The organism is Izhakiella capsodis, assembly GCF_900115045.1.
GTDB classification, from domain to species: Bacteria; Pseudomonadota; Gammaproteobacteria; order Enterobacterales; family Enterobacteriaceae; genus Izhakiella; species Izhakiella capsodis.
The window spans coordinates 1-1,643 of sequence record NZ_FOVC01000027.1; the positions used below are offsets into that span (position 1 = coordinate 1).

At 48.9% G+C, this 1,643-nt stretch carries 3 protein-coding genes; all 3 read right to left on the reverse strand.

Going from position 1 to position 1,643, the window contains the following annotated elements:
* Positions 1 to 339: 339 nt before the first annotated feature.
* A complete protein-coding gene (locus tag BM191_RS16415; protein ID WP_092880328.1) occupies positions 340 to 552 on the reverse strand; it encodes a hypothetical protein in 213 nt (70 codons plus the stop codon).
* Between the two features lie 82 nt (positions 553 to 634).
* The gene (locus BM191_RS16420) at positions 635 to 1,177 is read right to left on the reverse strand and encodes a lysis protein (RefSeq protein ID WP_092880332.1); all 543 of its coding nucleotides are present in this window, start codon (positions 1,175 to 1,177) and stop codon (positions 635 to 637) included.
* Between the two features lie 34 nt (positions 1,178 to 1,211).
* Positions 1,212 to 1,643, reverse strand: a 432-nt coding sequence (locus BM191_RS16425; RefSeq protein ID WP_092880337.1) for a lysozyme, incomplete at its 5' end; no start/stop codon positions are given.

Sequence of the window (1,643 nt, forward strand, 5' to 3'; positions counted from 1 at the left end):
TTATTTCTGTTGTAAAGGCGGTTTACTGATTTTTCATCAGCATATTCGAGCAATTCAGCCATGTTTGCGCTCGTAAACCATATCTTTCCGTCTCCATTATCAAATGGCACAACAGAGTGATTTTTAAATGTCAGCTCTTTCATTGCGTTTACCTTACTTTGAGATGAACCGTTGCCGCATAGGAAATCAGTCCACCGAGGCTCGCCAGCACTAGCTGACTTCCTCAACGGCTCATTTCAAAGGGTGTGGTTCGGTGTTTTTTAAATGCGCTGCGGTGCGCGTGGATTTACTGCATAAAAAAAGGCCGCCGGTTGGCGACCTCTTGATATTGTTTATGCTCTAAAGATATTTTTTGCCATCGCTACCCATTTGTGCTTTCACTGATTTCAGATCAGACTCATCAAACCAAGCGCTCACCGCGCGCCCGTCAGCAGCCTTGTAATGCACGAAGTAGGAGTTTTCATGTGTAGAGTATTCAGCGCGACCTTTTACTTCGCCGCATTCATCACTGACACGTGATTCGACTAACTGATTTAGTTCAAAATTAAACATGGGTATACCTCGCTTTAAATTTGCCAAATTTCAGGAATAAAAAAAGGCCGCCGAGTGGCGACCTCTTATTTCGGTTCATGCTTTACTGCGTTTTTTCAACGTTCTGTATTGCTCTGATATAGTCCTGAAGCCCGTTTATTTGCTTTTCTGCGGTAACAAGCTGTTCTCTGAGACGCCAATAAGCGCGTTCAGCGTCGGGAGTGAGTCGGGGGGTGGAAGCATCAGCCAGGCCGCTGGCGCGGGTAGCGTCGGACACTCGCTCACAGGTGGCGTTGACGCGCAGCCGCTTAGCGCCGCTGGCAACATCACGCTGTAGATCAGCAATGGTATTTTTTGCATCGGCCAACTCTTTCGTATATTTCGCGTCGATAGCCGCAACAGAATGCTGGCGGCGCTGCATGTCGTTGATTGTTTCCTGCCTCTGGACGGCCAGATTTTGCGCTGTATCGGCTCGCTGTTTTTCTACGCGGTAGCTGTTGCGATAGTGATCGAAAAGGCCCACATAAAATGTACACAGCATAATGAGCGAAAAAATAACTAATATTCGCCAGTTACTGATTAGCCAGTTCACGATAGCAACGCTCCGATAAACAGAAACCAGCCCCAGCCTTGTTGACCCTGACATGCGAGGAACCCAGCGATGATAAAACAGACCAGATTCATTTCAGCCCCTCCAGGCAGAGAGCTTTTGATTCAGCACGTCGGGTAACCAGTCCGTTTAGTTTTTTTCCGTTGGCATAAACCCAGCGTGGCAGCTCGTTACATGCCGCCACTAATTTCCCTTCCCGGAATAAACGAAACATCGTTGATTTCTGCATGGTCGGGCAGCCCACATTGAACGTGATTTCTACGGCAGCAGAAAATGTATTTTCCGGCAGTCTGGCACCGTTGGCATAACGATTAACGCACCGTTCGGCGTCGAGGATGTTCTTTTGCCAGTCAGCGGCAATCTGTGCATCCGCTTTACGGGTGCCGGGCTTAACGCCGTGAGTATTACCGATACCATCGGTCAGAATACCGGCCGGACAGTGATACGGGTCGCGCCTGCACCCTTCAGCATTGCCAATAAGCTCAAGACCCCGCTGATTGGT

What these genes read in the sequence shown, in the direction of transcription:
- BM191_RS16415 (WP_092880328.1), bottom strand. Translation starts at nt 552, where the DNA reads ATGTTTAATTTTGAACTAAATCAGTTAGTCGAATCACGTGTCAGTGAT.
- BM191_RS16420 (WP_092880332.1), bottom strand. Translation starts at nt 1,177, where the DNA reads ATGTCAGGGTCAACAAGGCTGGGGCTGGTTTCTGTTTATCGGAGCGTT.